Annotated in this window: 20 protein-coding genes, 1 tRNA gene and 1 pseudogene; 15 read left to right on the top strand and 7 right to left on the bottom strand. The window is 65.6% G+C overall.

The window, feature by feature from the left end; genetic code table 11:
* Positions 1-22: 22 nt before the first annotated feature.
* Positions 23-976, bottom strand: coding sequence for a quinoprotein relay system zinc metallohydrolase 1 (locus Q4610_RS11420; RefSeq protein ID WP_304536085.1), 954 nt, complete (start codon positions 974-976; stop codon positions 23-25).
* Positions 973-1,785 carry a quinoprotein dehydrogenase-associated SoxYZ-like carrier gene (locus tag Q4610_RS11425; protein ID WP_425262557.1) on the bottom strand — a complete coding sequence of 271 codons (813 nt, stop codon included), beginning with the start codon at positions 1,783-1,785 and terminating at the stop codon, positions 973-975. Before Q4610_RS11425 ends, Q4610_RS11420 begins: the two co-directional genes overlap by 4 nt.
* An 82-nt stretch (positions 1,786-1,867) precedes the next feature.
* Here Q4610_RS11425 and Q4610_RS11430 point away from each other — a divergent pair, with 82 nt between their 5' ends.
* The 6 genes from Q4610_RS11430 to Q4610_RS11455 all read left to right on the top strand — a co-directional run bounded on the left by Q4610_RS11430 (position 1,868) and on the right by Q4610_RS11455 (position 8,479).
* Entirely contained in the window at positions 1,868-2,410 is a 543-nt protein-coding gene (locus tag Q4610_RS11430) for a rhodanese-like domain-containing protein (RefSeq protein ID WP_304536086.1), read from the top strand.
* Positions 2,411-2,526: 116 nt separating this feature from the next.
* Positions 2,527-2,946: a pseudoazurin gene (locus Q4610_RS11435; RefSeq protein ID WP_304536283.1), complete on the top strand. Its 420-nt coding sequence runs from the start codon at positions 2,527-2,529 to the stop codon at positions 2,944-2,946.
* Positions 2,947-2,992: 46 nt separating this feature from the next.
* On the top strand, positions 2,993-4,513 hold the full coding sequence (gene adh / locus Q4610_RS11440) for an aldehyde dehydrogenase (protein ID WP_304536087.1): 1,521 nt from the start codon (positions 2,993-2,995) through the stop codon (positions 4,511-4,513).
* Between the two features lie 108 nt (positions 4,514-4,621).
* Entirely contained in the window at positions 4,622-5,026 is a 405-nt protein-coding gene (locus tag Q4610_RS11445; RefSeq protein WP_304536088.1) for a DUF779 domain-containing protein, read from the top strand.
* Positions 5,027-5,111: 85 nt separating this feature from the next.
* Positions 5,112-6,254, top strand: a complete 1,143-nt coding sequence (locus Q4610_RS11450; RefSeq protein WP_304536089.1) for an FIST N-terminal domain-containing protein — start codon at positions 5,112-5,114, stop codon at positions 6,252-6,254.
* Complete coding sequence (locus tag Q4610_RS11455; RefSeq protein WP_304536090.1) at positions 6,251-8,479, top strand: hybrid sensor histidine kinase/response regulator; 2,229 nt, start codon at positions 6,251-6,253, stop codon at positions 8,477-8,479. The genes Q4610_RS11450 and Q4610_RS11455 overlap by 4 nt, the downstream gene beginning before the upstream one ends.
* 25 nt (positions 8,480-8,504) lie before the next feature.
* On the opposite strand, the gene Q4610_RS11460 is transcribed toward Q4610_RS11455, so the two are convergent.
* The 4 genes from Q4610_RS11460 to pedF form a co-directional block, all read right to left on the bottom strand.
* On the bottom strand, positions 8,505-9,287 hold the full coding sequence (locus Q4610_RS11460; protein ID WP_304536091.1) for a response regulator: 783 nt from the start codon (positions 9,285-9,287) through the stop codon (positions 8,505-8,507).
* Positions 9,288-9,299: 12 nt separating this feature from the next.
* Positions 9,300-11,042, bottom strand: a complete 1,743-nt coding sequence (locus tag Q4610_RS11465; protein WP_304536092.1) for a methanol/ethanol family PQQ-dependent dehydrogenase — start codon at positions 11,040-11,042, stop codon at positions 9,300-9,302.
* A gap of 111 nt (positions 11,043-11,153) precedes the next feature.
* Entirely contained in the window at positions 11,154-12,020 is an 867-nt protein-coding gene (locus Q4610_RS11470) for a substrate-binding periplasmic protein (protein WP_304536093.1), read from the bottom strand.
* A gap of 5 nt (positions 12,021-12,025) precedes the next feature.
* Positions 12,026-12,454: a cytochrome c-550 PedF gene (pedF, locus tag Q4610_RS11475; protein ID WP_304536094.1), complete on the bottom strand. Its 429-nt coding sequence runs from the start codon at positions 12,452-12,454 to the stop codon at positions 12,026-12,028.
* A 143-nt stretch (positions 12,455-12,597) separates the two neighbouring features.
* Between pedF and Q4610_RS11480 the strand changes: the two genes are divergently transcribed.
* The 4 genes and pseudogenes from Q4610_RS11480 (at position 12,598) to Q4610_RS11495 (ending at position 17,577) form a co-directional block, all read left to right on the top strand.
* The gene (locus tag Q4610_RS11480; RefSeq protein WP_304536095.1) at positions 12,598-13,566 is read left to right on the top strand and encodes a PQQ-dependent catabolism-associated beta-propeller protein; all 969 of its coding nucleotides are present in this window, start codon (positions 12,598-12,600) and stop codon (positions 13,564-13,566) included.
* Positions 13,567-13,675: 109 nt separating this feature from the next.
* A complete protein-coding gene (locus Q4610_RS11485; protein ID WP_304536096.1) occupies positions 13,676-15,076 on the top strand; it encodes a porin in 1,401 nt (466 codons plus the stop codon).
* 107 nt (positions 15,077-15,183) lie between these two features.
* A pseudogene (locus Q4610_RS11490) lies at positions 15,184-17,223 on the top strand (TonB-dependent receptor).
* Between the two features lie 280 nt (positions 17,224-17,503).
* Positions 17,504-17,577: transfer RNA gene (locus Q4610_RS11495), tRNA-Gly, on the top strand.
* A gap of 14 nt (positions 17,578-17,591) precedes the next feature.
* Here the strand turns inward: Q4610_RS11495 and Q4610_RS11500 are convergent.
* Positions 17,592-18,578: a LacI family DNA-binding transcriptional regulator gene (locus Q4610_RS11500; protein WP_304536097.1), complete on the bottom strand. Its 987-nt coding sequence runs from the start codon at positions 18,576-18,578 to the stop codon at positions 17,592-17,594.
* 89 nt (positions 18,579-18,667) lie between these two features.
* Between Q4610_RS11500 and Q4610_RS11505 the strand changes: the two genes are divergently transcribed.
* The 5 genes from Q4610_RS11505 (at position 18,668) to Q4610_RS11525 (ending at position 22,830) form a co-directional block, all read left to right on the top strand.
* Positions 18,668-18,865 carry a DUF4169 family protein gene (locus Q4610_RS11505; protein ID WP_304536098.1) on the top strand — a complete coding sequence of 66 codons (198 nt, stop codon included), beginning with the start codon at positions 18,668-18,670 and terminating at the stop codon, positions 18,863-18,865.
* A 155-nt stretch (positions 18,866-19,020) separates the two neighbouring features.
* The gene (locus tag Q4610_RS11510) at positions 19,021-19,983 is read left to right on the top strand and encodes a hypothetical protein (RefSeq protein WP_304536099.1); all 963 of its coding nucleotides are present in this window, start codon (positions 19,021-19,023) and stop codon (positions 19,981-19,983) included.
* A 139-nt stretch (positions 19,984-20,122) separates the two neighbouring features.
* Complete coding sequence (locus Q4610_RS11515; RefSeq protein ID WP_304536100.1) at positions 20,123-21,340, top strand: argininosuccinate synthase; 1,218 nt, start codon at positions 20,123-20,125, stop codon at positions 21,338-21,340.
* Between the two features lie 70 nt (positions 21,341-21,410).
* Entirely contained in the window at positions 21,411-22,064 is a 654-nt protein-coding gene (locus Q4610_RS11520; protein ID WP_304536101.1) for a methyl-accepting chemotaxis protein, read from the top strand.
* 130 nt (positions 22,065-22,194) lie between these two features.
* Positions 22,195-22,830 (top strand): EF-hand domain-containing protein, encoded by a 636-nt coding sequence (locus Q4610_RS11525; protein ID WP_304536102.1) that lies wholly within the window; start codon positions 22,195-22,197, stop codon positions 22,828-22,830.
* Positions 22,831-22,893: the final 63 nt, after the last annotated feature.

The raw sequence follows: 22,893 nt of genomic DNA on the forward strand, positions 1-22,893 counted from the left end.
CATAACGCGCGGCCGGCCTCGGTCAGTCGCGCACATCCACGCGCGGCAGCAGCGCGGCCTCCAGCGCGGGATAGAGGTGCGCCACGCTGCGCTGCACTTCGTAGCGCGCCGCCGCCATGGTCGCGAAACGGCCGGGAATCGCGATCTCGCCCGCTTCCACCATGTCGATGCCATCGCGCACCGCCTGGGTCAGCGTCGCGTCCAGCCAGTCGATCCAGTCGCGTGTCTGGTCGATCGCCGCCCTGCCGCCCGGATCGAACGGGCCATGGCCCGGCACGACCCCGCCATGGGGCAGCGCCTTCAGCCGGTCGAGGCTGGCGCGCCATGTCCCAAGGTCGGCGGTCGGCGTGCTGGGCGCGCGATCGTGAAAGACCAGGTCGCCGCCCAGCAGCAGGCCGCTCTGCGGGTCGATCAGGGCCAGGTCCGCCGCGCTATGGCCCGACAGCGCCAGCAGGCGCAGCGTCCGGCCGCCGAACGCCTCCTCTGCCGCAACGATCGTCCGCCCCGGCAGCACCAGGTCGGTGCCGCGCATCCAGTCGCCCAGCAGCCGGTACATGCCATCGGCATAGCCCTGCCCCTGCGCCCGCAACGCGTCGATCGTGCCCGGCAGCGCCGCCACGATCGCGGGGTCGAAGGCGGCAAGGCCCAGCCCATGATCGGGATGAAGATGACTGACATAGACCCGCACGACCGGCTTGCCGGTCAACTGCTCGGCGACCTGGCGCAGCGCGCGGGCATAGCGGATGGAGGGGCCGCAATCCCACAGCAGCGTGCCCGCCGGCGTGGCGATGATCGCGATATTGGCGATGGCGCCGCCATTGTCTGCCGCGATCGGCGCATCCGCCCCCCGCACCAGCCACAACCCCTCGCCGATCGGTTCGGGCATGATCGCATAGTCGGCGGCCCGCGCGGGCTTCGACGCCAGCGCCCCCAGCGCCGCCACGCCGCCCAGCAGGGACCGTCGCGACAGGATCATCGGCCACCCGGCATGGGCGACTGGCGCGCCATGGGCAACAGCGCGCGATAATCGCGCCCGTTGGTGTCGCGGGCTTCGACCGTGAAGGCATCCCCTGCTCCGCCCTCGACCATCAGCGTGATCGCGGGATCTTCGGCGACAGCCGCCCAGATATCCATCTCGCCCAGCATCCGGCCGCCTGCATCCTTCACCCGCAGCGCTTCGAGATGATAGGTGGCGATATTGTCGACCAGGCCGGTGTCCATCGGGTGGCGGACATGCAGGCGCAGACGGGCCAGGCCACCGGCCATCGGCCAGGCTTCGCCGCGCATCTCGCCCAGATGCTGCGCCCAGTCGCCCTTCACCCGGCTGACCGGCGGGGCGGAACAGCCGCCGCCCGCCGCATCGACCCAGCCGCCCGATACCAGCCATGCCCCGCTGGCTAGTTGCACAGCGCCACGCACCGGGGTGCGCTGGTCCAGCTTGATCCGGGTCGCGACATAGGGCGCGGCGTGCACCGGGCGATAGTCGATCGCGACCGGAATGGGATTGAGGTCGACCAGCAACAGCATGCGGACCACCCCGGCAATCGCGCGGGCGTCGATCACGACCGGGAAGGCGCGCTGATTTTCCGCGATCATGGGAAAGACGACCTTCACGCGCGGGTCGAACCGCACGGGATCATCGCCAAACAGGGTGCGGGCATGGGCGGCCCACATCGGCGATCCCAATGGATCGGCCATTGTCCGTTCAGGCGCTGTCGCCCCGGCATCGGCGGCAACCCATGCCAGGGCGAACACGACCCAAAGGCTTGCCTGCCTTCGCACCATCCTTCTCCCTTTAGTCGGGGTCTATTCTCCTCCCATGTCGCTTACCATTGGTCCTTGGGTCGCGTTTGCCGGGAGTGAAGAGATGCGCCTGATCCTGATCGCCCTGCTGCTGGCGACGCCGCCCGCTTTCGCGCAGGACGCGCTGTTCGACGCGGCCGGCTATCGCATCGCCCATTATCGCGCGCCGGTGCGACAGCCGCCGCCCGGCGTCGGGCGGATCGCGCCGGAAGCGGCGGCACAGTTGCGGCCGGGGCGCGACGCGCTGTTCATCGACGTGCTGCCCGCCGAAGGCGGCCATCGCGCGGCGGACGGGCGCTGGCGGCTGGCCGCGCCGCATGATTCGATTACTGGCGCGCATTGGTTCCCGGAAGCGGGGCGCGGCATATTGGCGCCGGGCATCGGCCCATGGTTCGCGCAGGGGATCGCCCGGCTGACGCGGGGGCGACGCGACGCGATGCTGATCCTGTTCTGCCGTTCTGATTGCTGGATGGGCTGGAACGCGGCCAGGCGGCTGCGGGCGCAGGGCTATACCAATATCTGGTGGCTGGCCGAAGGCACCGATGGCTGGACCGACATGCATCGCCCGCTTTCCCGCGTCGTCCCGCAGGGCGGGGTCGCTCCATAGGACCAAAGATCAATTGTGCGACGGGCCGCTGTAGCCCCACTCTCAGGATGATCCGGCGAACAAGCCGTTCGATTCCATGGAGAGTGATTGTGACCGACCTGCGCATCCCGGCCTGCATGCTGACCGCTGCTGCTCTCGCCTTTTCGCTGCCTGTCGCCGCCAGGGATATCGTCGTCCACATGAAGAATCAGGGCGCGGACGGCGCGATGGTGTTCGAACCCGGCTATGTGAAGGCCGCGCCCGGCGACACCATCCGCTTCAAGCCGACCGACGCCAGCCATAATGCCGAAACCATGGGCAACATGCTGCCTGCCGGTGCGACCCCGATGAAAGGGGTCATGAACAAGGAGGCGGTGATGACCGTCACCAAGCCGGGCCTCTATGGCATCAAATGCATGCCGCATTATTCGATGGGCATGGTCGCGCTGGTGCAGGTGGGCAAGGTGACGCCGGCCGACATCGCCGCCGCCAAGGCCGTCAAGCTGCCACCCTTCGCCGCCAAGCGCATGACCGCCGCGCTCGCGAAGGTGAAATAAGCCGTCATTTTTCGATAATCTATATTCCAATCGGGAGTCAGGAACGATGCTGCAACAGGCGATAGAGCGTTTCGCGGGAAAGACGCTGATCCGCGACCAATATGACAATTATATCGGCGGCGCATGGGTCGCCCCGGTCGAGGGCGGCTATTTCGACAATATCTCGCCCGTCACCGGCCAGGTGGTCGGCAAGATCGCCCGTGGCACCGCGGCCGACATCGAACTGGCGCTGGACGCCGCGCACAAGGCGAAGGACGCCTGGGGCAAGACATCCTCCACCGATCGGTCGAACATCCTGCTCAGGATCGCCGACCGGATGGAGGCCAATCTGGACCTCATCGCGATGGCCGAAACGATCGACAACGGCAAGCCGATCCGCGAAACGACCCATGCCGACATTCCGCTGGCCATCGACCATTTCCGCTATTTCGCGGGCTGTGTCCGTGCACAGGAAGGCTCGATCAGCGAAATCGACCATGACACCATCGCCTATCATTTCCACGAACCGCTCGGCGTCGTCGGCCAGATCATCCCGTGGAACTTCCCCATCCTGATGGCGGTGTGGAAACTGGCCCCGGCGCTGGCCGCGGGCAACTGCATCGTCCTGAAGCCCGCCGAACAGACGCCCATGTCGATCCTGGTGCTGCTCGAAGTGATCGGCGACCTGCTGCCGCCCGGCGTGCTGAACGTCGTCAACGGCTTCGGCGTGGAAGCCGGCAAGCCGCTCGCGTCGAACAAGCGGATCAGCAAGATCGCCTTCACCGGCGAGACGACGACCGGCCGCCTCATCATGCAATATGCGTCGGAAAATCTGATCCCGGTCACGCTGGAACTGGGCGGCAAGTCGCCCAACATCTTCTTTGCCGACGTGATGGACGCCGACGATGATTATTTCGACAAATGCCTGGAAGGCTTTGCGATGTTCGCGCTCAACCAGGGCGAAGTCTGCACCTGCCCCAGCCGCGCGCTGATCCAGGAATCGATCTACGAAAAGTTCATCGAACGCGCCATCGCGCGGGTGAAGGCGATCAAGCAGGGCAGCCCGCTCGACCCCGCCACCATGATCGGTGCGCAGGCGTCGAACGACCAGCTCGAAAAGATCCTTTCCTATATCGAGATCGGCCTCAACGAAGGCGCGGAACTGCTGACCGGCGGCGCGCGCGCCCATCTGGATGGGGAATTGAGCGAGGGCTATTATGTCACGCCCACCGTCCTCAAGGGCCACAACAGGATGCGGATTTTCCAGGAGGAGATTTTCGGTCCCGTGCTGGCCGTCACCACCTTCAAGGATGAGGCCGAAGCGCTCGCCATCGCCAACGACACGCTCTATGGCCTGGGCGCGGGCGTGTGGACCCGCGACGGCAGCCGCGCCTATCGCATGGGCCGGGGCATTCACGCCGGTCGCGTCTGGACCAACTGCTACCACGCCTATCCGGCCCATGCCGCGTTCGGCGGCTTCAAGCAGTCGGGCATCGGCCGCGAAAACCACAAGATGATGCTGGACCATTATCAGCAGACCAAGAATCTGCTGGTCAGCTACAGCCCCAAGGCGCTCGGTTTCTTCTGACGCCACATGACAGGTTCGTCGAAGGCGGATTCCTCTTTGCAGGCCTTCGACGGCGGCGGGCATCCTTTCCCCGATGCCCGCCGCATCGTCGTTTCCAGGAGGATGATCATGACGGACCTGCCCCCACGGATATTGGCGACGTCGCAGGCGCAGGCGCTGATGCGCCGGCTGGCGCAAAAGCATGGGCCGCTGATGTTCCACCAGTCGGGCGGCTGCTGCGACGGGTCCGCGCCGATGTGCTTCCCGCGCGGCGAGTTCAGGACCGGGGCGCAGGACGTGCTGCTTGGCCATGTCGCAGATGATGTGCCGGTGTGGATCGGCGCGGCGCAGTTCGCCTATTGGCGCCATACCCAGGTGACGATCGACGTGGTGCCGGGGCGGGGCGCGGGCATGTCGCTGGAAAGCCCCGAAGGCGTGCGCTTCATCGTGCGGTCGCGGATATTCAGCGATGCCGAAAATGCCCTGCTGGACGCGGCCGCAGAACCGCCGCGCGGAGACGCCGTGACGCAATAGGATGCCGGATTTGCCTGGATGACAATCGGGCGCAAGGCGGTGCATAACCCTCATAAAATCAGGGAAGCCGTGGGGGGAGAGGGACATGACCATGCTAGCGTCGGAGATCGGCTTCGCATCGAGCCATTCGCCGGATCCGGCGGTGGCGATGGCGGACGTTGCGCGGCAACTGGGCGATGCGCCGCTGGCCGGGATGCTGCTCTTCTGCTCCCACCGTTTCGACCGCGATGCGCTGGCCCGCGCGGTCAACCGGCACAGCGAGCATATCGTCGCGATCGGCTGCACCAGTTCGGGCGAACTGACCGAGGCGGGCTATGACGAGGACAGCCTGAGCGTCATCGCTTTCCCGGCCGACGCCTTCCACCTGACATCCCATATTTTCGACGATATCGACGCCTTCGACCCGGTCGCCGCGCGGGAAGCGATCCGCTCGCTGGCCGCCGTGGCCGATCGCGACAGCCGCCATCTGGGCGACCGGGTCAACCATGTCGCGCTGTTCCTGGTCGATGGCCTGTCCCATCGGGAGGAATTGCTGACGATGACGATCCAGGATGCGCTGGGCGACATTCCGCTGATCGGCGGATCGTCCGGCGATGGCCTGGCCTTTCGCGAAACCGCGATCTTCCAGGGCGGACGCTTCCATCGGCGCGCGGCGGTGATCGCGATCCTGTCCACCCCGCGCCCGATCCATGTGTTCAAGGCGCAGCATTATCGCCCCGGCGCGGCGAAGATGGTCGTGACCGGCGCGATCCCGCAGGACCGGATCGTGACGGAAATCAATGCCGAACCGGCGGCGCAGGAATATCTGCGGCTGGCCGGCCATGCCGGGGAAGAGCTGGGCCTGGCCTTCTACGCCGCGCACCCGCCGATGGTGCGCGCGGGGGGCGACTATCATGTCCGGTCGATCCAGAGCGCGAACCCGGACGGCAGCCTGACCTTCTATTGCGCGATCGATATAGGAATCGTGCTGACGGTGGGCGAGCCGGTCGACCGGATCATGGGGATGGAGGCGATGTTCACCGACATTGCCGCCCATGTCGGGCAGGTCGATCGGATCATCGCCTTCGATTGCGTGCTGAACCGCATCGATGCCGAACAGCGCCAGATCGGCCGCGCCGTGTCCGAACTGTACGGCCGCCATCGCGTGATCGGTTTCAACACCTATGGCGAGCAATATCATGCGCTGCACGTCAACCAGACATTCAGCGGGCTGGCGATCGGGCGATGACGGGCGGGGCGCCTCCCACGGTCGGCAGCGATGGCGAGGTGGCCAGCCTGCGCGAGGAAAACCGCAAGCTGCGCAAGATCAACGCCGCGCTGATCGACCGGGTCGAACGGTCGAGCGACATGGCGGGCAACGCCTTTTCGATGTTCGAAACCGCGATCACGCTGGAAGCGATGGTGCGCGAACGGACCATGGAGCTGGAGGATGCGCTGGGCCGGCTGGCCAAGGCCAATGCCGACCTGGCGGAAGCCCATGCCAGCGCCGACGCCGCGCAGGTGCGGCTGCGCGACGCGATCGATTCGATCAACGAAGGCTTCGTCCTGTTCGATGCGGAGGACCGGCTGGTCCTGTTCAACGACGCCTATCTGGGCTTCTGGCCCGACATCGCGGCGCAGATCCGCGAAGGATTGTCGTTCGAGGAGGTCGCCCGCCTCGCCGCCGCCCATCATCAGCCGCTGGGGTCCGTGGTCGCGCCCGACCGCTGGGTGTCGGACCGGCTGGCGCGCCACAGCGTCGCCGATGGCGGCCATGTCCAGGCGCTGGCCGACGGGCGCTGGGTCCAGATCAACGAACTGCGCACCAGCGAGGGCGGCATTGTCGGCATCTATACCGACATTACGGAGGTGAAGGCGCAGGACGCCCGCAACCGGGCGCTGGAACTGGCCGAACGCAATCTGGTGTTGCAATCGACCCTCGATAATCTGTCCGAAGGCGTATGCCTGTTCGACCCCCAGGGGCGGGTCGCGGCCTGGAACGGGGCGTTGCAGCATCTGCTGGGCCTGCCCGACGACTGGGCGCAGGAAGGCGCCACCCATGCCGCGCTGATAGCCTATTGCCGCGATCGGCTGGGGATGGCGGACAGGGGGTGCCTGGACTGGCGCGGGGATCAGCCGGGTGCGCCGCGCCATGCGCTGGTTGCCGCCGGCGACCGCCATCTCGAACTGCGCAGCACCACGCTGGAACGCGGGGGGCAGGTGATCGGCTTCACCGATGTCACCGACATGCTGCGCGCGCAGGCATCCTTGCAGGAAACGGCCGAAACGCTGGAGCGGCGGGTTGCCGAACGTACCGCCGAACTGCGCGCCGAAGTCGCCGAGCGGCGCGCGATCGAGGGGCAGTTGCGCGACGCCAAGACCGCGGCGGAAAAGGCCAACCTGTCCAAGACCAGTTTCCTGGCGGCAGCAAGCCATGACCTGTTGCAGCCGCTGAACGCGGCCCGGCTGTTCGTCGCGGCGCTGGGCGACCGGCGGCTGGCGCTGCCCACCCGCGCGCTGGTCAACCAGACATCGACCGCACTGGATTCGGTCGAGGATCTGCTGGAGGCGCTGCTGGAGATCAGCCGGCTCGACGCAGGCGCGATCCAGCCGGAAATCGGCGACTTCCGGCTCGACACGCTGCTCGCCACCCTGCGCGTGGAGTTCGCCCCGGTGGCGCGGGCCGGCGGACTGACGCTCCAGATCGCAAGCGAACCGCTCTGGGTGCGGTCGGACATCCGGCTGGTGCGGCGCATCCTCCAGAATTTCCTGTCCAACGCGCTGCGCTATACCCAGCAGGGATCGGTGACGGTGGAATGCCGGGCAGGCGCGGACAGTGTCAATGTACGCGTGATCGACAGCGGACCGGGCATCGCGGCCGACAAGCAGGGATTGGTGTTCGAGGAGTTTCGCCGGCTCGACACACGCACCAGCGGCAAGGGGCTGGGCCTGGCGATCGTCAAGCGGGCCAGCGACATGCTGGGCCATCGGGTGACGCTGGAATCCGCGCCGGGCAAGGGATCTACCTTCGCGATCGACCTGCCGGTGGGCGAGCCGGTGGCCGAGCAGGCCAACGCCTGGGACACGCCCGGCCGCGACCGATCGATGCGCGGATTGAACATACTGGTGATCGACAATGAACGCGCGATCCAGACGGGGATGCGGACACTGCTGGGCGGATGGGGCTGCACGGTGCTGGCCGCGGGCGGCTTTGCCGACGCAGCCGGGCTGTTCGCGCAAGGCGAGGCGCCCGACATCATCCTGATCGACTATCATCTGAATGACGGCGAGACGGGCGAAGCGACGCTGGCCCGGTTGCGGGCGCATTTCGACGTGATGGTGCCCGCGATCATGATCTCGGCCGACCGGGGCAAGGAGTTGAAGGCGCGGCTCGACGCACATGGCATCCCGCTGCTCAACAAGCCGGTCAAGCCCGCCCAGTTGCGCGCGCTGCTGCGGACCATGCTGAAATAGCCAAAGACCTGTGGCGCGGCTCCGTTCAATCCGCGCCGAAATGCACCCGGTTCGCCTTGATCACCGCCTGGGTGCGGCTCAATACGCCCAGTTTCTGGAGGATGGCCGACACATGCGCCTTGATCGTGGTCATCGACACGTTGAGGTCGTGGGCGATCTGCTTGTTGAGGCGGCCGTTGACCAGATGGCCCAGCACCGTCTTCTGCTGCGGGGTCAGGCTGTCGATGCGGCGGGCAATATCGTCCTCTTCGGCTGACGGCGCAGCCCCCTCCCCCATGGTTTCGGGCAGGTAGATTTCGCCCGACACGACCCGGTGCAGCGCGTCGACGATGGCGCTGCGCTTCAGCGACTTGGGGATGAAGCCGGCCGCACCGGCGGCCAGCGCCTCCTGCACGATGGCGCGGTCGAACGCGCCCGACACCATCACCACCGGCAGGATCGGGAAACGGTCGCGCAGCAGTTTGAGGCCGTCCAGCCGCCGCACGTCGGGAATGTTGAGGTCGAGCAGGATGAGGTCGAAATTATCCTGCTTTTCCAGCGTTGCGACGGCCTCTTCCAGACTGGCGGCCTCGAAAATCTCGATATTGTCAAAACTGATCGCGATCACGCTGCGCAACCCGTCGCGCACCAACGGGTGATCGTCGATGATCAGCACCCGTTCCATGACCGCTTCCCCGCCCATATACTGCCCCATATCCTGCCCCTGCCGCTGATGATCGGACACATCATGGGACGTGGCAAGCCGCAATGCGCCGGGCGGGATGGCCGGGGCCGGTTGCGCATAATGTCCACGTCCCATGACGATCATGATATCAATTCCTTATTTGGGCAGCTTGAACACCCAGAGCGCGCCGCCCTGGTTGATGTCCTTGAACGACTTGGCGACTTCGCCGCCCCACAGGGGCACCGCGCCGCCCCAGCCGGACATGACGGCGACATATTGTTCGCCATCCTGTTCCCAGGTGACAGGCGATCCGACCACGCCGGACCCGGTCTGGAATTTCCAGAGTTCCTGGCCGGTCTTGGCGTCGAACGCCTTGAGGAAGCCTTCGGGCGTGCCGGTGAACACCAGGTTGCCGCCCGTGGTCAGCACCCCGCCCCAGAGCGGCGCCTTGTTCTTATATTCCCACATGATCTTGCCGGTTTTGGGGTCCATCGCCCGCAGCGCACCGATATGGTCCTCCGCGATCGACTTGATGGTGAAGCCCGCGCCCAGATAGGCCGCGCCCTTCTTGTACGCGATCGGCTCGTTCCAGATGTCCATGCCCCAGTCGTTGGACGGGATATAGAACAGGCCGGTGTCGTGGCTGTAGGCCATCGGCATCCAGTTCTTGCCACCCAGGAAGGATGGCGAGGCGAAGACCGGCTTGCCCTTGGCATCGCCGGGGGCTGGCGGACGGCCTTCGGGGATGTAATTGGGCTTGCCCGCCTTGTTGAAGCCATTGGCCCAGGTCGTCTGCATCACGAACTTGCTGGCACTGATGAACTTGCCATTGGTGCGGTCGAGCACGAAGAAATAGCCGTTGCGGTCGGCCTTCGCGCCCAGCTTCATCGGCTTGCCGTTGATCGTGGCGTCGAATGGGATGAATTCATTCACCCCGTCGAAATCCCAGCCGTCATGCGGCGTGGTCTGGTAATGCCATTTGATGACGCCGGTATCCGGGTCGATCGCCAGTGTCGATGCGGTGTAGAGATTGTCGCCGGGGCGCAGATGGCTGTTCCATGGCGCGGGGTTGCCGGTGCCGAAGAAGAGCAGGTTGGTTTCCGGGTCATAGGTGCCACCCAGCCAGGTCGCGCCGCCGCCGCTCTTCCACAGGTCGCCCTGCCAGGTCGCGTTGAGCTTGCCGGTGATGCCGTTATCCTTGCCCTTGAGCGTGCCCATATGGCCTTCGATCACGGGACGGTGCCAGATCAGCTCGCCGGTGTTGACATCGCGCGCCTCGACCGCGCCGACGACGCCGAATTCGCCGCCCGAATTGCCGGTGATGACCATGCCCTTGACGATCAAGGGCGCGGCGGTGGCGCTATAGCCTTCCTTATAGTCCGCGATCTGCTTGTTCCAGATCACCTTGCCGGTGTGGCGATTGAGCGCCACCAGGCGCGCGTCGAGCGTGGCGAAGATGATCTTGTCGCCATGAATGGCCGCGCCGCGGTTGACCACGTCGCAGCAGGGCATGATGCCATCGGGCAGGCGGGCGTCATATTGCCATTTTTCCTCGCCGGTGCGCGCATCGAAGGCGAACAGGCGCGAATAGCTGCCCGTCACATAGATGGTGCCGTCATAGACGATCGGCTGCGCTTCCTGGCCGCGCTGCTTTTCGCCACCCAGCGAGGCGGAGAAGGCGGGCACCATCTTGGCCACATTGCCGCTGTTGATGGCGTTCAGGGTGCTGAAGCGATGCGCCTGCGGCCCCATGCCATAGGTCAGCACGTCGCCGGTCGATGCGGCGTCGTTCATAAGATCCGCGTCGGTCGGCCCGCCCTGTGCCACCAGCGGCGTTGCCGCCATCGCCAGCGTCATCGCGGCAACGCCCGACAGCGCGCGCATGATCGGTCCCTTCATAACCATCCTCCCTTGTTGAACGGGCGCTCTACGCCCCCCGTTTATGTGCAGACTATGCTGCGCGGCGGGCGCAGCAATTGAACCTTCGGTCGGGCCACTGACGGTCGCCCTTCACCCCGCCGCGTGCGCCGGGGTCCAGGTGACGCCATGGCGCGCGAACAGTGCCTTCATCTCGCCGCTGGCGGCCATGGCGGTGGTGATCTCCTCCACCGCGTCGCCCAGCGTACGGCTGTTTTCCTTGACCGCCATGCCAATGTCCCAGCCGGGCGAGGTGAAGGCGGGCAACGGCCCCTTGCGCAGCGCGATCCGGCTGGCGCCGTCGCCCGCGCGATGGAGCTGTTCCTCGATCTGGGCGCGACTGGCGAGCGCGGCGTCGGCCTTGCCCCCGGTCACGGCCGCCACAGCCTCCGACCCGGTCGGATAATGGATCACGTCCCTGGTCAATATGCCGCCGAAGGCGCCGATCAGGTAGAAATCGGGAATGCTGTCCAGTTCCGCCGCCAGCCGGCGCCCACGCCATTCGGTCGGCATCCCTTCCAGCGGCACCGCGCCACCGACCCCGGCCAGCGCGAAACTTTCGCGATAATAGGGCGCTATGATCGCGACCTGATCGTTGCGCGCGGCAAAACTGCGGTCGAACGGCACATGCAGCATCAGGTCGCCGGGCGTGAAGCCCAGCAGCCCGCCCTTCCAAACCCCGTTGCGCAGGTCGTCATCGACGCTTTCGTCGGCGACCAGTTGGGCGATATCGGCACGCACGCCAAGCCTGCCCGCGATCGCCAGCGCCAGATCGACATCGAGGCCCACGAGCTTGCCGCCTTCTTCCCACGACCAGGGGCGGTTATTCTGATAGACCACCACCCGCAGCGTGCCGAGCGCCTTGACCTTCGCCAGCGGCGCGGCATCGCTGCGTCCGGGAAACAGGCCGAGCGCCAGTGCCGCCCCCGCCCCGCCCATCCATGCGCGACGGCTGAGCATCGCGATCAGCCTTCGTGCTTGGTTTCGAGCCAGGCGCGGATCGCCCAGCCGGCCTTCTGGCCCAACACGTCGCCAAAGGGCGGCATATAGACCTTGCCGTCATGGCTGGAGCCGTGGCGGAACCGTTCGGCGAACCACTGGTCGCCCGATTCGCCCGCCTCCAGATAGCGCAGGTCCGGCGCGATGCCGCCGGATTCGGCGTCCAGACCGTGGCAGCGCGCGCAATTCTGGCCATAGGCGGACTGGCCGATCTCGATCGCCTTGGCATTCCCGCTATAGGGATTCTTTTCCAGCCAGGCGTCGCCGATGTCCGGCAAGGCGGACGTATCCACCGCCTGCGGCGTGACATCGCCATGCGCCAGCAATGCGCTTGTCGCGGTCATGCCCAATATGGCCATGGCGCCCAGCAACGCGGCCCTACCCATGTTTCTCATTCCACATCCTCACCCGGTCGGTTTTCCCCTGACTCCGGTCAGTGTAGGCATAGGCGCGCCGCGCCCCCATTGGCCATTGGTACAATCCCGCAGGGAACAGGCTGCGTATAGACCCTTGGGAGAAGGTCAGGACAGGAGAGGATATGAAGCGCATCATGATCGCCGGGCTGCTGCTGTTGCCCGCAGCGGCGCCGGCCAATGCCCTCGCCGAAACCCTTTATGTCTCCAACGAGCGCGGCGACAGCGTCAGCGTGATCGACGCCGCATCGGGCGCGGTGACGGCGACCTGGGCGGTGGGTGGCCGCCCGCGCGGCATCACCGTGTCGAAGGACGGCCGATATATCTATCTGTGCGCCAGCCTGGACCATGCGGTGCAGGTGATCGACCGGGCAAGCGGCAAGCTGGTGGCGGAACTGCCGTCCGGCCAAGACCCCGAACAATTCTTCCTGTCGCGCGACGGCAAGACCCTGTTCGTCGCCAATGAGGATGACGCCGCGCTGACCGCCATCGACCTGGCCAGCCGTACCGTGGCTTTCCAGGTCGATGTCGGCGGCGAGCCGGAGGGCGTGGCGCAAAGCCCTGACGGCCGGTGGGTCGCGGTCACGTCCGAAGAGGATAATGTCGTCAACTGGATCGATGTCGCGGCCAGGGCGATGGTGGACGAAACCCCCACCGACCTGCGCCCCCGCCATGTCGAATTTACCGCTGACGGCCGGCAATTATGGGTCGCGGCGGAAGTGGGCGGCACGGTGCAGATCATCGACACCGCCAGCCGGCATGTGGCCGAAACGCTGCGCTTTACCATTCCCGGCATCCCCGATCATCGCATCCTGCCCTGCGGCATCCGTTTCACGCCCGACGGCAGGACGGCGGTGATCGCGCTGGGCCGGGCCGACCATGTCGCGCTGGTCGATGTGGCGACCCGCACGGTGCGAGCCTATGTGCCGGTCGGCAAGCGGGTGTGGCATGTCGCGATCAGCGCCGACGGGACGCGCGCCTATGCCGCCAATGGCCTTTCGGACACTGTTTCCGTGATCGACCTGGCCAGGGGTGCGGCAGTCCGGACCATCGCGGTCGGCGCAGCGCCATGGGGCATTGTCGCCGCACCCTGATTCGCCTGTCGTCCGAAGGAACGAGAACCTAAGTCCAATTTCTCGCCTTCCCCTTCCGCCCCACTGTCCGCCCAGCCGGAGACAAGTCGGCGGAACAGAGGAGGATGATATGAAGGGGACGTTGCGCCTGATGAGCGCGGCTGGAGCATTGCTGCTCGCCGCCACCGCAGCGCCGGCCATGGCCGGCACCACCGCGGACCTGCTGAAGCGGCTGCACGAAAAGGGCATTCTGACCGACGAGGAATATCAGGAACTGGTGAAGGGACAGAATGCCGAGGCGGCACAGGTCGCGGCGGCCCCCGCCCCGGCGGTGACGCCGGACGCATCGGGGGGCGCCGGTTTCGTGCGCATGACCCAAAGCGGCATCGGCCTGCAAATGGGCGATGTGACGCTCAAATTCTCCGGCTCGGTCAACGGCTTCTATGTCCATGACAATGGCGATACGCCCAGCGCGACGACGACCGTGACAGGCGGCGTGGCGACCGTCGGCGGCAGCAGTTCGGCGGTGCGCAACGGCCTGCTCCCCGGCTTCCTGAAGGTCGAGGCGATGACGACGCAGGGCGGATGGGATGTGGGCGCGCATTTCGGCATGTATCCGGGCATCAATTCGGTCAACTATGCGGCCGGCGGCGGCGCCAACAGCGCCGGCAATCCCCGCGCGCTCCAGACCGCCGGCATCGATTTCCGCCAGACCTACCTGACCTTTGGCCGGGCGGGCTTTGGCGAGGTGAAGATCGGCCGCGACATCGGCCTGTTCGCGTCGGAAGCGATCCTCAACGATATCACCCTGCTGTCATCGGGCACCCCGGCGGGCAATGTCGCCCCGTCCAACACCACGCTGGGCCGCATCGGCACCGGCTATATCTACACCGATTTCCAGCCGCAGATCACCTACACCACGCCCAGTTTCAGCGGCTTCACCGCCAGCGTCGGCATTTTCGAACCACTCTCCTCGCTGACAGGCCCGGCCGAAACCAACAGGCAGCCCGGTTTCCAGGCCAAGTTCGTCTATGACGGCAAATTCGGCGATGTCGGCACCCGTCTGTGGGTGTCGGGCGTGACGCAAAAGCATAATGTCGATGCCGGCCCCGATTATACCGGCTGGGGCTGGGACGCGGGCGCGAAGGTCACGTTCGGGCCGGTCACGGTGGTCGGCACCTATTATGACGCATCGGGCCTGGGCACCACCGCGCTCAACCTGTTCGATACCGATGGCCTGGGCAACAGGCGCGACAGCCACGGCTTCTACCTGCAGGGACTCGCCACCTTCGGGAAATTCTCGGTCGGCGGCAGCTATGGCGAAAGCAATCTCGACTATGCCAACGCCGCCGATGCGCTGGCCAATCCGACGCTGGTGGACAAGAACAGCAGTTGGGTCGGACAGGTCCGTTACGGCCTCAATAGCTGGGTCACGCTGCTGGGCGAATATGTGACCAGCAAGTCGCAGGCGCATAACGGCAACAAGGCGACATCGGACGCGATCGCGGCGGGGGCGATCCTGTTCTTCTGACCCAAGGAACTATGTCACGAAACGGGGGCCGCATCCTAATAGGGGGCGGCCCCTTTCCATTTGCAAAAGGCATGGAAAATAAGGAGAGGGGCGTCGAGGGGATCGCCATGAAATCTGTCATATTGCCTGCTATCTTGCTGTCCGTACCGACGCTGGCCCTGGCCCAGGCGCCCGATGACGCGCCGGGCGACGCTTCGCAGATCATCGTCACCGGCGCGGGGCTGGACCTGCCGCCCGGCACGCCGGCCTATGGGTCGGTGGTGATCGACCGGCAGCGGCTGATGGACAGCGCATCGGGGCGGATCGAAAGCGCGCTGGCCGATGTCGCGGGCTTCCAGCAATTCCGCCGGTCGGACAGCCGTTCCTCCAATCCCTCCAACCAGGGCGCGACCCTGCGCGCGCTGGGCGGCAATGCGTCGAGCCGGACCCTGGTGCTGCTGGACGGCGTGCCGGTGGCCGATCCTTTCTTCGGCTATATCCCCTTCAGCGCGCTGGCGCCCGAACGGCTTTCCGTGGTGCGGGTCACGCGCGGCGGCGGCATCGGCGCGTTCGGCGCGGGTGCGGTGGCCGGGACGATCGAACTGGCCAGCGCGACGCGCGCGCAACTGCCCGATGTCTCCGCCAGCGCCTTGTACGGCAGCCGCGATGCAACCGAAGTCTCTGCTGGCCTGACCCAGGATCTGGGTGGCGGCTAAGTCTCGCTGTCGGGTCGCTGGGACCGGGGCGACGGGTTCCAGACCACGCCCAGGGACCAGCGCGTCGCCGCCACCGTGCCCGCCGCCTATGATGGCTGGTCCACTAACCTGCGCGCGGTCACGCCGCTCTCCACCAGATCGGAACTGCAATTCCGCGCGACCCTGTTCGAGGATCATCGCACGCTCCGTTTCGCCGGGGCCGACAGCATGAGCCAGGGACAGGATGCCAGCATCCGCTACATCCATCGCGGGCCTTGGCAGGTCGATGCGCTGGCCTATATCCAGGCGCGCAACTTCTCCAACATCGTCGTCTCCTCATCCAGCTTTCGCAGGTCGCTGGACCAGCGCAACACGCCGTCCACCGGAATCGGCGGCAAGATCGAACTCCGCCCGCCGGTCGGGCCGGACCATGTGCTGCGGCTGGGCATCGATACCCGCTTCGCCACCGGCGACATGTATGAGGACGCCTATAACGCCAATATCGCGGCCAATCCGCGCACCTTCCTGCGCCATGCGGGGGGCGACCAGTGGACGACCGGCCTTTTCGTTGAGGATGACTGGACGCTGGGCCGGCTGGTGCTGACCGGCGGGGTGCGCGCCGATCGCTGGTCGATCCGCAACGCTTTCTACAAGGAGGTCAATGCGCCGACCAGTGCGACAGTCAGGAACGATATTTTCGCGTCCCGGTCGGACTGGGAAATGTCCGGCCGGATCGGTGCGCTCTATCGCGCCAGTGACGCCATCGCGCTGCGGGCATCGGCCTATAGCGGCTTCCGCCTGCCGACGCTCAATGAACTCTATCGGCCGTTCGTGGTATTTCCGGTCAGGACCGATGCCAATGCAGCGCTCAACCCGGAAAAGCTGAAGGGCGCGGAAGCCGGCATCGACCTGACCCCGACAAAGGGCGTCACCCTGTCCGCCACCGCCTTCTACAACCGGCTGGACGACGCCATCGCCAATGTCACCACCCCCGGCAATGACAATGTGCGCCAGCGCCAGAATGTGGACCGGATCGTCGCCAAGGGCATCGAACTGACGGCAGCGGCAACGCTGGGCGATTTCAGACTGTCCGCCAGCTACGCCTACAGCCACAGCATCGTGCACGAAGCCAGCAGCCTGAAACTGGATGGGCTTTCCCCCGCGCAGGCGCCCCGTCACGCCGCCAGCGGCACATTGGCCTGGGCGCCGGCGAACGGCCCTTCGCTGTCGACCACATTGCGCTATGTCGGCAAGCAATATGAAGATGATCTGCACAAGGATGTGCTGCCCGATGCGCTGACGCTGGACGCGGTGGCGCGCCTGCCGGTCGGCCATGGCGTCAGTCTGGTCGCACGCGGCGAGAATCTGTTCGATGAGAAGGTCGTGACACGACAGGTCACGAGCAACGGCATTGCCTCCACCGACCTCGGCACGCCGCGCACGCTCTGGATCGGGGTCAGTTTCGGGGGGTGACGCCATGGGGCGGCGGTGATCCTGACTGCCTGCTGCCGGCCAACAGCGTCGCCTTTGCCCTCTTCGATCCAGCATGCGGCCCTGGCAGCGCGGGAACAAGGCGCGCCACAGGATGCCATCCTTCCGGCAGCGACAAAGCGTTTGGAGCATCCTTGTACAAGGTTGACGGCGGCGATCGGCTCGATTATCCGCCCGACACATACGAAGTCGGAATGACGATCGGAATATATTCGGAATGGCCGTGGAAAAGCCAAATAATTCCGAACTATTCCAATGGGTTGCGGGTATAGCTCAATGGTAGAGCACTAGCCTTCCAAGCTTGTGATGCGGGTTCGATCCCCGCTACCCGCTCCAGCCGCCCGGTCGCGTCAGGCCAGCGGCCCCGAACTCCCCCGTTCGATCAGCGTGAACTGAAAGTCCGGCGTCTCCGCCGGTCCCCTGGCGAGCGCGTCGATGACGCAGCGGCTCATGTCCTCCAGCGGCTGGCGCACGGTCGTGAGCGGCGGCCAGGAGGTGAGACTGGCGCTGGTGTCGTCGAATCCCGCCACCGACAGATCCTCCGGCACGCGCAGTCCGATCCGGTGGGCCAGCGTCAGGACGCCCAGGGCCATTTCGTCATTGGTGGCGAAGATCGCGGTCGGCGGCTGCGGCAGTGCCAGCAACGCCTCGCCTGCCTCGATGCCGGAGGCGAAATCGAAATGGCCCTGCACGAACAGGTCATCGTCGATCGCCAGGCCCGCCGCCGCCAGGCCGTCGCGAAAGCCGTCGACGCGGCGCAAGGCGGCATGGTGGGTCAAAGGCGGCGTGATGACGCCGATGCGGCGATGGCCCAGACCCAGAAGATGGTCGGCCACCATCCGCCCTCCAGCCTGTTCGGGCGTCTGGATGGTGAAGCCCGGCATTTCGCCCGCACCGGCAATGCGGGCATAGGGCAGGCTCATCTCCGCCAGCCGCGCCAGCAGCTCTTTGTCGTCGGACAGCGGCGGCACCAGCAGCACGCCATCGGGGCGCAGCGCCGCAACCAGCCGGTCCAGCACTTCGAACCGCTCCTCGCCACCGGGCGAAATCGGTTCGACCACCAGATGATAGCCCAGTTCGCGGCAGCGCCAGGCCGCGCCGATCTGGATACGGCTGACATAGCCCGGCGCGGGATTGTTGTAGAGGAAGGCGATCATGAACGACCTGCCGCCGGCCAGCCGACGCGCCGACTGGTTCGGGCGATAGCCAAGCTGGTCGATCGCCGCCTGCACCCGATCACGCAGGGCCGGGCTGACATTAGGCGCCTTGTTGACGACGCGCGAGACGGTCTTGATCGAAACCTGGGCTAGGGCGGCAACGTCGTGGATGCTCGTCATGGATCCTGGCTCAACATGCGGGAAAAGGCTGTCATGCGCAGTTTACGGGGTTCTTGGCAAGACAGGGCGACAGCTTCTATGATGCGGCCATGGGCAATATCATCAACCTGCGGCAGGCCCGCAAAGCCAGGCAGCGGATCGACAAGGCACGAGAAGCAGCGGCGAACCGCGTCACATTCGGGCGCACAAAGGCGCAGCGCCTAGCCGATCGCGCCGAAGAAGAAAGAAAAGCATCCCAACTGAATGCTGCCTATCGGGAAGATCACCTGGATGGGGAAGATGAATAGATTTTCATTTTTGCCTGATCTGTAAATATAGCGTTCATGCGCGGAGATGAATGGACGTTCATTCTGTTCATCACATCTACATCCGGGCACATTTCATCGCGATTCAAAGGATCGGGATGAGGTCAATTGATTGTTTCGATGGTTGACCTTCCGCTATGACACAAGATACTCGCTCCATCCGCCCCGCCAGGGCCGCGATTGCCGCTGTTCTGGCCCTCAGTGCAACTCCGCTGCTCGCGCAGACCGTGATGGTTCCGCCTGCCGTGATGCCGACTGCCCCGGTCGAGGCGGCGCCGGTCGAGGCGGCTTCTGTGCCAGCCACGGCCACCCCCGCCGGCACCCCGTCCTTCACGCCCGGCCAGCCGATGGTACAGGCAACGCCGCCGGTCGAAGAACGCATCGCCGCCGCCACCGCTGCGGCTGAGGCCGAGCAGGCCAAGGCTCCTGGATCAAGGCCTTCGCAGGCCGCATCCCCCATCCGGCCCGACCGCCCGGCCGACCGCCCAACTATAGCTGACCGCGCTCCCACACCGGCAGTAACGCCGGCAACCACGACCCCGGCGATCACCCCGCCGGCTCCCGCGACAACAGCCACGCCCGCTGCCGATACGCCGACGCAGGCTGCGCCTGCGCCAGCCACCGCCATGTCAGGCCGTGATGACGCTTTGCTCTGGGCCCTGGGCGGCGGCGCGCTGCTGCTCCTGGGTCTGGGTGGCGCCGCTCTGGCACGCCGCCGCAACCCGGAAGAAGCGGTGATCGCCGATCCGCTGATTAACGCGCAAGCTGTTCCACTCGCTGTCCCGCTTGCGACAATGCCGCAGGCTCCCTCGCGTCCTGCGCTCGCCACCACCCCGCCGTCGGCCCTGTCGGACTCGACGCTCGAAGCCATGGTCGCTGCGCCGCCCAGCGCCGACAATCCTTTCACGACCCGGACGAAGCGCCTGCGCCGCGCCAAATTCCTGATCGCGCAACAGGCCGCGGCCCACGCGCCGCACCCCGCGCCACAGACGATCCATGCCGATCCGGTCGCGGCAGCCGCGCCGGACCGCAGCCAGACCGTCTATCGCTTCGGCGGACAGGCGCCCCGGCCCGGCAGCCTGAAACCGCGCACCCGCTAAAATCATCCGCGATCCCTGACTGGGCCGGGCGTCCCCACGCCCGGCTCTTTCTCTGTCCGGTTGCGCTTTGGCGGCTTGCCTGATACCGGGCGCGCGCACCAATCATCGCGTCCTTCCTGCACGAAAAGAGTCGCTGCCCATGTCAGACAAGATCAACCGCATCGTCCTCGCCTTTTCCGGTGGCCTCGACACCAGCGTGATCCTGAAATGGCTGCAACAGACCTATAATTGCGAGGTCGTGACCTTCACCGCCGACCTGGGACAGGGTGAGGAACTGGAGCCGGCCCGCGCCAAGGCCCGCCTGATGGGCGTCAAGGAAGAACATATCTTCATCGACGACCTGCGCGAGGAATTCGTGAAGGATTATGTCTTTCCGATGATGCGGTCCAACGCGCTTTATGAAGGTCTGTATCTGCTTGGCACCTCGATCGCCCGGCCGCTGATCGCCAAGCGCCAGATCGAAATCGCCAAGCAACTGGGCGCCGATGCCGTCAGCCATGGCGCGACCGGCAAGGGCAATGACCAGGTCCGCTTTGAACTGGGCTATTATGGCCTGGCCCCCGACATCAAGGTGATCGCGCCGTGGCGGGAATGGGATTTGACCAGCCGCACCAAGCTGATCGAATTTGCCGAAAAGCATCAGATCCCGATTCCGCGCGACAAGCGCGGCGAAAGCCCCTTTTCGACCGACGCGAACATGCTGCACACCTCGTCCGAGGGCAAGGTGCTGGAAGATCCGTGGGAAGAAACCCCGGACTATGTCTATTCGCGCACGGTGAACCCGGAGGACGCGCCCGACGCGCCCGAATATATCACCATCGATTTCGAACGTGGCGATGGCGTCGCGATCAACGGCGTGGGCATGTCGCCCGCGACCTTGCTGGAAACCCTGAACGAGTATGGCCGCAAGCATGGCATCGGCCGCCTCGACCTGGTCGAAAACCGCTTCGTGGGAATGAAGTCGCGCGGCATGTACGAAACGCCGGGCGGCACCATCTATCATCTCGCCCATCGCGGCATCGAGCAACTGACGCTCGATCGCGGCGCCGCGCATCTGAAGGACGAACTCGCCCCCAAATATGCCGAGCTGATCTATAACGGCTTCTGGTTCAGCCCGGAGCGTGAAATGCTCCAGGCGGCAATCGACTATAGCCAGGAAAAGGTGACGGGCACCGTCCGCCTCAAGCTCTACAAGGGCGGCGTCCATGTCGTGGGCCGCAAATCGCCTTACTCGCTCTACAGCGAAAAGGTCGTGACGTTCGAGGATGATGCCGGCGCCTATGACCAGCGCGACGCGGCGGGCTTCATCAAGCTCAACGCGCTCCGCCTGCGCCTTCTGGGTCGTCGCGATCGCTGATCCCGGCAAATCAGAGGGTTAGCAACCGCTTAACCTTTGCACGGCATAGCATCCATAATGGAGACGTGCCATGCAAGGACTTGAACTGGAAGCCAATTCCATCTGGAGAGCGATGGATCGATCGACGGCGATCATAACCTTCGACTGCGATTGCCGCGTTACTGGCGCCAACGACAATTTCCTGGCCCTGTTCGGTTATCGCTTCGATCAGATCGAGGGCCAGCATCATCGCATTTTCTGCGATGCCGCTTACGCAAAATCGCCTGAATATCTGGCATTTTGGGCGCATCTCCTGACCGGCCATTTCGATACGGGCGCCTATTCCCGGCTGGATGCGAAGGGGCGGCCAGTCTGGATCAGGGGCAGCTACAACCCCATTTTCGGCCCCGATGGCAGGCAGGTCGGCGTCATCAAATTCGCCAACGACATCAGCGCGGAACATCGCGCCATCGCGGCGCGGGAGGAAACAGAGCAGCAGATGCGCCAGCAGGAAAGCGATCGTCGCGCCGTTGTAGAGCATGTGCTGGGCGAAGTCAGCGCGATCGTGGATGCCATTGACGGCATCGCGCGCCAGACCAATTTGCTTTCGCTCAACGCATCGATCGAGGCGGCCCGCGCGGGCGACGCCGGACGGGGCTTCTCCGTGGTCGCGGCCGAGGTGAAAAAACTTGCGGTGGATACCCAGGCCGCCACCAGCCGGGCGCGCGCCATCATTGCGGGCTGACCCCGACAGCCGTTACAAATTGCGACATTTGAGCGGACTGCCTGACATATCTGCGGGACAACTTCCTTTCATAAGCGTTTTCAAGAACGGCGATCCGTCGTTCATGAGATAGTTGAAAAGGAAAGCAGACATGCTCGGTAAATTCTTCACCACGGTCGCGGTCGGATCGCTGTTCGTCGGCGGCCTGGCGGCGACCCACCTCGCCTATGCCCAGCCCGGCGCCGAAGGTGGCCGGCGCGGCGGCCTGATGGCCATGGCTGACACCAACAAGGACGGCAAGATCAGCAAGGCGGAACTGACCGCCGCGCTCGATGCCCGCTTCGCCCGGATGGATGCCGACAAGGATGGCCAGATCACCCAGAAGGATCGGGATGCGATGCGCCAGCAGCGGCAGGATGCCCGCTTCGTCGCGCTGGATACCGACAAAAATGGCCAGATAAGCAAGGCCGAATTCGCCGCCGCGCATCAGGCGCGCGCCGACCGGCGGGCTGAACTGCGCGGGCCGGGCGGTCCTGACGCGCCGGGCCGGGGCGGGCGCTTCCATCATGGTCCCGGTCGCGGCGGCATGATGGGCCATGGCGGCTTCGGCGGCATGGGCGAGGCGAACAAGGACGGCGTCATCACCAAGGCCGAGTTCACCGCCGGCGCGACGGCGATGTTCGACCGCGCGGACACGGACAAGGACGGCTTCGTCACCGCCGACGAAATGAAGGCCGCGCGCCAGGCGATGCGCGGCGCATGGCGCAAGGCGCCGCCGCAGAACTGATCCGGCAACCGGGTGGCGGCCGGCGCGGGGTTTTCCCTCTCTCCCCCTGGCTCCGCGCCGCCA

The organism is Sphingobium cyanobacteriorum (assembly GCF_030580935.1).
GTDB classification, from domain to species: domain Bacteria; phylum Pseudomonadota; class Alphaproteobacteria; order Sphingomonadales; family Sphingomonadaceae; genus Sphingobium; species Sphingobium cyanobacteriorum.

Bases quoted from the DNA above. Each gene is read 5' to 3' on its own strand.
- Q4610_RS11435 (WP_304536283.1), top strand. From the start codon at position 2,527: ATGCTGACCGCTGCTGCTCTCGCCTTTTCGCTGCCTGTCGCCGCCAGG.
- Q4610_RS11450 (WP_304536089.1), top strand. From the start codon at position 5,112: ATGACCATGCTAGCGTCGGAGATCGGCTTCGCATCGAGCCATTCGCCG.
- Q4610_RS11520 (WP_304536101.1), top strand. From the start codon at position 21,411: ATGCAAGGACTTGAACTGGAAGCCAATTCCATCTGGAGAGCGATGGAT.
- Q4610_RS11430 (WP_304536086.1), top strand. From the start codon at position 1,868: ATGCGCCTGATCCTGATCGCCCTGCTGCTGGCGACGCCGCCCGCTTTC.
- Q4610_RS11465 (WP_304536092.1), bottom strand. From the start codon at position 11,042: ATGAAGGGACCGATCATGCGCGCGCTGTCGGGCGTTGCCGCGATGACG.
- Q4610_RS11515 (WP_304536100.1), top strand. From the start codon at position 20,123: ATGTCAGACAAGATCAACCGCATCGTCCTCGCCTTTTCCGGTGGCCTC.
- Q4610_RS11500 (WP_304536097.1), bottom strand. From the start codon at position 18,578: ATGACGAGCATCCACGACGTTGCCGCCCTAGCCCAGGTTTCGATCAAG.
- Q4610_RS11455 (WP_304536090.1), top strand. From the start codon at position 6,251: ATGACGGGCGGGGCGCCTCCCACGGTCGGCAGCGATGGCGAGGTGGCC.
- Q4610_RS11420 (WP_304536085.1), bottom strand. From the start codon at position 976: ATGATCCTGTCGCGACGGTCCCTGCTGGGCGGCGTGGCGGCGCTGGGG.
- Q4610_RS11480 (WP_304536095.1), top strand. From the start codon at position 12,598: ATGAAGCGCATCATGATCGCCGGGCTGCTGCTGTTGCCCGCAGCGGCG.
- Q4610_RS11485 (WP_304536096.1), top strand. From the start codon at position 13,676: ATGAAGGGGACGTTGCGCCTGATGAGCGCGGCTGGAGCATTGCTGCTC.
- pedF (WP_304536094.1), bottom strand. From the start codon at position 12,454: ATGAGAAACATGGGTAGGGCCGCGTTGCTGGGCGCCATGGCCATATTG.
- Q4610_RS11525 (WP_304536102.1), top strand. From the start codon at position 22,195: ATGCTCGGTAAATTCTTCACCACGGTCGCGGTCGGATCGCTGTTCGTC.
- adh (WP_304536087.1), top strand. From the start codon at position 2,993: ATGCTGCAACAGGCGATAGAGCGTTTCGCGGGAAAGACGCTGATCCGC.
- Q4610_RS11470 (WP_304536093.1), bottom strand. From the start codon at position 12,020: ATGCTCAGCCGTCGCGCATGGATGGGCGGGGCGGGGGCGGCACTGGCG.
- Q4610_RS11510 (WP_304536099.1), top strand. From the start codon at position 19,021: ATGACACAAGATACTCGCTCCATCCGCCCCGCCAGGGCCGCGATTGCC.
- Q4610_RS11460 (WP_304536091.1), bottom strand. From the start codon at position 9,287: ATGATCGTCATGGGACGTGGACATTATGCGCAACCGGCCCCGGCCATC.
- Q4610_RS11445 (WP_304536088.1), top strand. From the start codon at position 4,622: ATGACGGACCTGCCCCCACGGATATTGGCGACGTCGCAGGCGCAGGCG.
- Q4610_RS11425 (WP_425262557.1), bottom strand. From the start codon at position 1,785: ATGGTGCGAAGGCAGGCAAGCCTTTGGGTCGTGTTCGCCCTGGCATGG.
- Q4610_RS11505 (WP_304536098.1), top strand. From the start codon at position 18,668: ATGGGCAATATCATCAACCTGCGGCAGGCCCGCAAAGCCAGGCAGCGG.